The organism is Frankia umida (genome assembly GCF_023242945.1).
Classification (GTDB): domain Bacteria; phylum Actinomycetota; class Actinomycetes; order Frankiales; family Frankiaceae; genus Frankia; species Frankia umida.
Genome location: NZ_JALKFT010000139.1, coordinates 1 through 256, shown reverse-complemented (window position 1 = coordinate 256; position 256 = coordinate 1). Strand labels below are relative to the sequence as shown.

Annotated in this window: 1 protein-coding gene; it reads left to right on the top strand. The window is 69.1% G+C overall.

What is annotated here, in order from left to right:
* On the top strand, positions 1 to 256 hold a 256-nt coding region (locus MXD59_RS26145), incomplete at both ends, for a hypothetical protein (protein WP_248827224.1).

Here is a 256-nt window from a genome sequence, read left to right as displayed (position 1 = left end):
GTGGACAAGGCGACGGACATCCCATCGTCAGAGCCGGTCTATCCCGCGACACAGGGCCTGACCTCCCGCCAGCTGCGCAAACTGGTTCAGACCGCCCTGCCCGCCGCCCCCGACCTGCCGGAATGGCAGGACGCCGCCTGGCTGAAGAAGCAGAACTGGCTGGGCTGGCGCGTCGCGCTTGACGCCCTTCATGCGCCGACTGGCGAACTGGACCTGACGCCCGACGCGCCGGTGCGCCAACGTCTGGCCTATGACG